Origin of the sequence: Paraburkholderia panacisoli (assembly GCF_008369935.1) — a bacterium.
Lineage (GTDB): Bacteria > Pseudomonadota > Gammaproteobacteria > Burkholderiales > Burkholderiaceae > Paraburkholderia > Paraburkholderia panacisoli.
Genome location: NZ_VTUZ01000105.1, coordinates 1 through 6,611 on the forward strand (window position 1 = coordinate 1; position 6,611 = coordinate 6,611).

At 57.9% G+C, this 6,611-nt stretch carries 7 protein-coding genes and 3 pseudogenes; 2 read left to right on the forward strand and 8 right to left on the reverse strand.

From position 1 onward, the window contains the following. Positions 1–124, forward strand: a pseudogene (locus FVF58_RS55175) (reverse transcriptase domain-containing protein); the annotation flags it as partial. A gap of 17 nt (positions 125–141) precedes the next feature. Here the strand turns inward: FVF58_RS55175 and FVF58_RS50440 are convergent. The 8 genes and pseudogenes from FVF58_RS50440 to FVF58_RS50470 all read right to left on the reverse strand — a co-directional run bounded on the left by FVF58_RS50440 (position 142) and on the right by FVF58_RS50470 (position 6,452). Further along, the gene (locus FVF58_RS50440) at positions 142–1,635 is read right to left on the reverse strand and encodes a recombinase family protein (RefSeq protein ID WP_281291369.1); all 1,494 of its coding nucleotides are present in this window, start codon (positions 1,633–1,635) and stop codon (positions 142–144) included. 96 nt (positions 1,636–1,731) lie between these two features. Further along, positions 1,732–2,151: pseudogene (locus FVF58_RS54390) on the reverse strand (recombinase family protein); the annotation flags it as partial. A 151-nt stretch (positions 2,152–2,302) separates the two neighbouring features. Then, positions 2,303–3,301 carry a site-specific integrase gene (locus tag FVF58_RS50445; RefSeq protein ID WP_281291368.1) on the reverse strand — a complete coding sequence of 333 codons (999 nt, stop codon included), beginning with the start codon at positions 3,299–3,301 and terminating at the stop codon, positions 2,303–2,305. Next, the gene (locus tag FVF58_RS50450) at positions 3,298–4,227 is read right to left on the reverse strand and encodes a tyrosine-type recombinase/integrase (protein ID WP_149676908.1); all 930 of its coding nucleotides are present in this window, start codon (positions 4,225–4,227) and stop codon (positions 3,298–3,300) included. The genes FVF58_RS50445 and FVF58_RS50450 overlap by 4 nt, the downstream gene beginning before the upstream one ends. Next, entirely contained in the window at positions 4,224–5,465 is a 1,242-nt protein-coding gene (locus tag FVF58_RS50455; RefSeq protein WP_149676909.1) for a site-specific integrase, read from the reverse strand. Before FVF58_RS50455 ends, FVF58_RS50450 begins: the two co-directional genes overlap by 4 nt. A 122-nt stretch (positions 5,466–5,587) precedes the next feature. Continuing rightward, entirely contained in the window at positions 5,588–5,776 is a 189-nt protein-coding gene (locus FVF58_RS50460) for a hypothetical protein (RefSeq protein WP_149676910.1), read from the reverse strand. 9 nt (positions 5,777–5,785) lie between these two features. Continuing rightward, on the reverse strand, positions 5,786–6,118 hold the full coding sequence (locus FVF58_RS50465) for a DUF6788 family protein (protein ID WP_012406689.1): 333 nt from the start codon (positions 6,116–6,118) through the stop codon (positions 5,786–5,788). A gap of 52 nt (positions 6,119–6,170) precedes the next feature. After that, the gene (locus FVF58_RS50470) at positions 6,171–6,452 is read right to left on the reverse strand and encodes a Y4bD/Y4pK family protein (RefSeq protein WP_149676911.1); all 282 of its coding nucleotides are present in this window, start codon (positions 6,450–6,452) and stop codon (positions 6,171–6,173) included. Between the two features lie 29 nt (positions 6,453–6,481). On the opposite strand from FVF58_RS50470, the pseudogene FVF58_RS50475 reads away from it, so the two are divergent. Next, positions 6,482–6,611: pseudogene (locus tag FVF58_RS50475) on the forward strand (group II intron reverse transcriptase/maturase); the annotation flags it as partial.

Here is a 6,611-nt window from a genome sequence, read left to right on the forward strand (position 1 = left end):
GGTGACGGCGTGGCCTGCGATCCGCGAACAACTACTCAAGGGGACGTACCGGCCCAGTCCGGTAAGGCGGGTGACGATTCCGAAACCGGATGGAGGCGAGCGCGAGCTGGGCATCCCGACGGTGATTTCATAATGCACCTCTCACAGTTGAGAGTTGGAATGATGCGGCTGCAGATGCCCTGAAGTGTGCACCCAATCCCACAGTTCCTGCTCCTTGACGGTATCCAGCGTGATCCACCACGGCCCCCGTCCATCGAGCTTGCGGGCCTGGACCACGTGGCGTTCGATCCAGTAATAGATCACGTGCGCACTGATGCCAAACTGGTGAGCGAGCTGTTGTACCGTGAGCTCGTCCGGCCGCTTGAAGCAGGTTGCTTCGATGTCATACCGGTAGCGGATCCATTTGACCATTTCAAGCGTGAGCGATTTGCCAGAGGCGCTGCGCAGACCTTCCTGATTGAGCTGTGCAACGATTTGCCGGTCAAGCAGATGCTGCGATAGTACGCGCACCCGCTCGACGAACACGGCGGGGTAACGCATCGCCTCGGCCGCCGGCTTTGGCAGGTCCACGGTGATGTCAGTACACGCGCTGCCCTGCCAGCGGATGTGCAGCACGGCTTGTCTTGTGGCGGGCAGTTTCTCGACCGTGACGTCCCGGATGAGCAGTCGCAACATACGCTTGCGATCCTTCGCCGAGGTTGTGGACGCACGCCAGAGGCGAGGCAGATTGCGCGCGAGCGCGAGAACCTGAGCCTTCTGTTCGGACGTCGCGACGCGCGCCTTCTGGCTCTGGAACTGGGCAGCTTCCGTCCTGATCGCTTCGAGGCGAAGCATCGCGTCATTCCAGCGCCGCTCGAGGGTACCCGCGACCAGACGGTTGGCCGGGTCGCATTCCTGATAGCGCCGTTCAGCGAGTGCGACCTCATACCCGGCGCGTTCAAGGCGCATGTCCCACTGACGCATGATGGCGCGATCGCGCTGTTCGAGTTCGTTCAGGGCAGTGACGGCGAGCTTGAGTTCGGCAGGCTGCAGGGCGGTGAGTACTGCCTTGCCAATCGCGTTGTCGAGAAGATCGCTGCGCATGCTCATGCAATCGGTGGTCGCCAAACCTTCTCGGCGGCGAGCACTGCATAAGTACAATGGATAAAGGCCGCCGTTACCCTGGTAGCGAACGGTCAACGCCCGACCACAGCAGCCGCATATCAGCAGTCCCTGAAGCAGCGCCAATCCTTCACGTGCCGCACCGCTGAGCACGGTACCTGCGCCGTTGGTCCTGTTTTGCGCCAGGCGTTCCTGGTTGCGCTCAAATTCCTCGAGGGTGATATATCCATCATGATGGTCTGGCAGATGAACGCGCCACTCCGCCTTCGGAACCGGCTGTACGTGCTTATGGACCTCTCCCTGTGGTGTGATGCGCTGACGATACTGGTATCGTCCAAAAACATAGATGCCAGCATAGGAAGGATTCCGTATCAAACCGAGAACACGCTCGTGACTCAGGCGCCCCCAGATGAGTCGACCTGCCCAGGCACCTCCATAGGCGCGCTTGGGAAAGCGCAGGCCATCTTCGGCAAAGCGTTTGACAACCGCGTACGCGCTGCCGGTTTCCTGAAACAGACGAAATGCGAGTTGCACGGCTCCGCGTACCTCGTCATCGGGATCCAGGACGATGCGGCCGTCATCGTCATAGCACAAGCCGACGGGCAGTGGAAAGCGCAACTCACCCTTCTTCGCCTTGTTGAGTTTGCCGCCCTGGAGGCGGCCGCGCAAGAAGTGCAGTTCGGCCTGTGCCATCGTACCTTTGAGACCAAGTATCAGGCCGTCGTTGAAGTCGCCCGCGTCGTAGCAGCCATCGGCGTCGATCACGAGCGTATGGGTGAGCGCGCACAACTCGAGCAGGCGATGCCAGTCCAGATTCGAGCGGGCCAGGCGGGAAACCTCGAGTGCGAATACAGCACCCACGTTCCCCATCGAGACGTCCGCTACGAGGGTCTTGAAGTCCTCGCGGCCCGTCATCTGTGCCCCCGATTGACCGAGGTCGCGGTCCAGGACCCGGATCGCCGTCTCCGGCCAACCCAGTGCCAGTGCTTTGTCGCGCAACGCGTATTGACGCTCGGTGCTCTCCTGATGGTGTCGAACCTGGGCCAGCGTCGACTGGCGGTAATTCCGATATCGGAATTACCGGCATAATTCCGTGTAAAAAAATATGGCCGAGAATTTATTGATGATGCAATAAAGGTTCTTATTTGTAGGTCGCCGCCGCAGCGTGCGGCGGCACAATGCTCGGCATTATTCTGGCCCGCTACAATCCATTGAGGAAAGCCAGTAGCTGATCATCAGGCCGGTAAATTCCCGGGTTACAGTCATGGGGTGTGGCTTTCTCCAGCATTTTTTTCTTTAGTTCGAGGTCCGCATCTAAATAGATTTGGGTGGTTTCGGGGGACTCGTGACCAAGCCACAGGGCAATCATGGTTCCGTCGAATCCCGCTCTCAGCATTTCCATTGCCGAGGTGTGTCGAAGCTGGTGGAAAGTCACGCGTTTTTTTCTCAGGGAGGGACAGGTCTTGCGTGCCGTCTCAATATGTTTCGACAGAATGTAACTCACGCCATCGGCGCTAAGACGACCACCACGTGCATTGGGAAACACAATGTCGCTATCTGCTTTAACAGTCTCCTGCAGCCAGTTCTCGACGATCGCACGAGTCTGCTCGGTGAGGGGTATGCACCGGGCCTTTCGACCTTTACCCGCTACCCGAACATGGGCGCCCGTGCCCAAGGTCACGTCCTGCCGCCTGAGTCCTGTCATTTCAGACAAGCGCATGCCGGATTGCACCGACGTCAGGAGCAACGCGTGATCCCGACGACCACTCCGCGTCCTCCTATCGGGCGCGGCCAGTAATGCATCGACCTCTGGTCGTGTCAGAAATCCGACCTGAGTACGGGTATAGCGCTTGGCGGGAATAGCGAGTACGCGTTGAATCTGCTCGGATCGAGAAGGTACTTCAAAGGCCGCATAGTGAAAGAAGGAGCGGATGGCGGCGAGGCGAACATTGCGGCTGCGCGCGCTGATACCACGTTGCTTTTCCAAATCGTCGAGAAATGCGCAGATAAGTGATGCATCGATGTCTTCGAACAACAAACTGGCCGGCTGCTTGTGTCGACGCTTTTGGATGAATTTTAGTAGCAACCGGAACGTGTCACGATAGGATTCGATCGTGTGTGAACTGACCTGCTTTTGCTGCATGAGTCGCTGGGTGAAGAAGGCTTGCAGTAGCGTGGAAAATCGGATGGTCGATTTCACGATGGGTTCTCCCAGTGATGTTCGAGCAGCTTTGCCGCGAGCCCCATCAGCTCCGGGCACAAGCTGAGGTACCAGTAGGTATCGCTCGGATGAACGTGCCCTAGGTAAGCGGACAGAAGCGGTAAGCGGCGTTCGACGTCTTCGCCATTGCGGTACCATTGCAACAGGGTTTCTGTGGCAAATCGGTGGCGAAAATCATGTAAACGCGGTCCGTGGGTAGCGGTGGGGCTGCGCAAACCGATTTGGCGCGACAACGTATGGAACGTTCTGTACACGTCCGCGCGATGCAATGGATTGAGCGTGCTGGACACAAACAGGTGAAGCGCGGAGCGTCCAGCAAGAAAACGCTCACGACGTTTGACGTAAGTAGCAAGCACTTGCCGGGTTGACTCATGCAGAGGCACCATCCGTATTTTTCCGAATTTCCCCCGAACCGTCACAATGCCTTCCTTCAGGTCAACATCCTCCCGTGTCAAATCGAGCGCTTCACCGAGGCGTAATCCCGACACACTCAGCAGACCCAAGAAGCAATAATATGTCCACGGACGCAGGCCCATTCCGCCGGAGAGAGTCAATGTGGCTTGAAGCAAAGCCTCAATTTCTTCGCTGCTGTAAAGGTAGGGCTTCGCTCGGCGCGGGCGGTACGGCATCAAGGCGCACGGTGGAATCTCCGTGTGTGGATCGAAGGCACTGTAGTACCGGGCAAATCCACGGACATAACCTAATCGTGCTGCCCACGTTGCCAACTGAGCCTGCTTCGGTTGCTGTGCCCACTGGAGCACGCGGCGTAGGGTGATGTGAACAGCCCGCCGCTTTTCCATAAAGGTGACGAAGTCCTGCAAAGCGTTGCCGGCAAGAAGCAGCTTGAATCCCAGGCCGCGGCGCAACGCTAAATAGCTCTGAACAGCTTCGCGCATTGTGTTCATTGCATACCTCCCGGCCAAGGCAAGCCCAGTGTGCGCAAGGCATCAAGATCGACCTTCGTGTAGATCGCCGTTGTTTCTGGATGGCGATGGCGCAACAACTCGCCCACCTCTGTCAGGGAAGCACCCTGGCGCAATAGATCGCAGGCCAGTCGATGTCGAAACTGGTGTGCACCCTTGTGCGGCGTATCAACACCTGCTCGTTCCAGCGCGTGCCCAACGATAGATCCGATTGCTTCCTGCCCCTGAAACTCCCCCAACGGCGCTACGCTACGCAAAAATACAGATCGGCTGGTACTGTGTGGTCGCCCCTTCTGCAGGTAATCGGCGATCGCCTCACCCACATCGGCCGGTAGCGGCATGAGGCATCCCCTTGCGCCCTTACCGTGGACATATAGACTTCCACTATCCCAATTGATGTCATCCAGTTTGAGTGCGACGATTTCGCCCGCGCGCAAACCCAGTCGGGCCAGCAGCAATAAAATTGCATAATCCCGGGACCCCACGGCGCTTTGACGGTTGCAAGACGCGAGCGCTGCTTGCGCATGCTCCGCCGAAATCGCACGAGGGATTGATGCCATCGACCAGTTGGCAACGGTAGGTACCGCGGTAGCCAGATCACACTTGACTGCACCGCAGTAACGCAAATAGCGGAGGAAAGATCGCAGCGCAGTGATCATCATTTTTGCCCGCGCCAGATGCAGACGTTTTACCTGCTCCTGCATAAATGCGATGACATTAGCGGCGCGCAGCGAAGCGAGTTGTATGTTTTTACGGTCACGGAAACAGGCCGTCAAAAAGACTCGGGCAAAAGGCACATAGATGTCGATCGTCTCGGCTGAAAGTATCCGTTCCTGCTGCAAGTACACCGTGTACTCGTCCAATAACTGCCGATCGGGCGTCACTTCGACGGCAACGGTCGGCAACTCTGCGATGGCACCCTGTTGGCGCAGAAAATCCAGCATCCGTTTCAATACACAGGTGTCGCTTGATCTGCGACGTCGATGACGAGCCCGATAACGTAGGTAGCGCGGTATATGCTCGTCCGTAATCGCTGGCAAAACAGCATGTATTTGCTTGAGCCAACGGCTAAAATCAGCAACCAATCGGGTTTGCACGTGGCTCGACTCTGGAGCAAATCCTTGGTCGTCCAGTGATTTAGTAAAGGAACCGATATAGGGCGCGAGCGGCCCTTCTAGCACACATCTCAACGACCACGAACCACTGTATGACGGCACCATGATGATCTCCTTCCAATCAAGATTGCCTTGAGAGGAGTCAGGATAATGCCGACTTCGTTGGGACGAAAACGCTTCGAATGCAATACAAATGAAACTACTCGGCCATATTTTTTTACACGGAATTATGGCGGATGTAGATGTACGCCGGCCTGCTTTGATGTTGGGGGGTGATCTTGGTGTTCATCGAAGGCCTCCTCGGTCAGCTCCAGCGCGGGCCCGGCGGTGAGCCAGGCCTCGAGCATGTTGGCGATGAGTACGCCGGCCGATTGCGGATCGATGAAGTTGGCGAGCGACAGCGACGACTGGCTCACCGGCGCCCCTCAGAGCGCCTCGCGGCGGCGCAATAGTTCGCGGTTGATCTCGCAGATCTCCTCGATGATCTCGCGAACGCGGTGATAGTTCGCCAGGTGTTCGGCGACGTCGGTGTAATCGGCTTGCGGCACGTAGTCCATTTGCGGCCGGCGGCCGGGAAAGCTCACGGACAGGTAGTACTTGGGACCATGGCCGGGGCCGTCTGCACACTTGCAGCCCGGCTTGCCGCAGCGCTTGTAGCGCTCGATAAGCGAGCCGCGCAAGAGCGTCTCTAACGCCGGCATTTGCTTCAGCAATTGCGCGCGACGTCTGCGCAAAGTGGACGACGGAATATCTTCCATTGGCGGACCACGTTGATAACTGGTCTGATAGTTGGAGAAGGAAATGCATTGATCAAGCTCCTTTGTTCGATGTCTTCGTGGATGGGGCAAGCTGGTCGATCAACGTGACCAGTTCCAACAACATACCCAGATCGAAGTAGCACGCGGGCGCGATGGTGTCGTCGTGGACAGATGGTGTGCCCCAGTCGGTCCATTCGCGCGCAATGCTAAAGCTGCCGCGTTCTGTATCGCGCAGAAGCAGCGTCTCGGTGCCAGCGACGCGGCGCGCATTCAGCACGGGAAAGCGTTGGCCCCTGAGAGGATGATACGGATGACGGATCTCAGCCCATCCCAAATACTCGTTGAGCGCTTGTGCAGTTCGCGCTGACCGTCCCGACGGTAACGGACCGGCTGATCCAGCAGGCACTACTGCAGGTGTTGCAGCCCGTTCTGGACCCGACCTTCAGCGAGCACAGCTACGGTTTCCGGCCCGGACGGCGTGCGCACGACGCGG

Coding starts and splice junctions, on each gene's coding strand:
- FVF58_RS50450 (WP_149676908.1), bottom strand. CDS start 4,227: ATGAACACAATGCGCGAAGCTGTTCAGAGCTATTTAGCGTTGCGCCGC.
- FVF58_RS50455 (WP_149676909.1), bottom strand. CDS start 5,465: ATGGTGCCGTCATACAGTGGTTCGTGGTCGTTGAGATGTGTGCTAGAA.
- FVF58_RS50465 (WP_012406689.1), bottom strand. CDS start 6,118: ATGGAAGATATTCCGTCGTCCACTTTGCGCAGACGTCGCGCGCAATTG.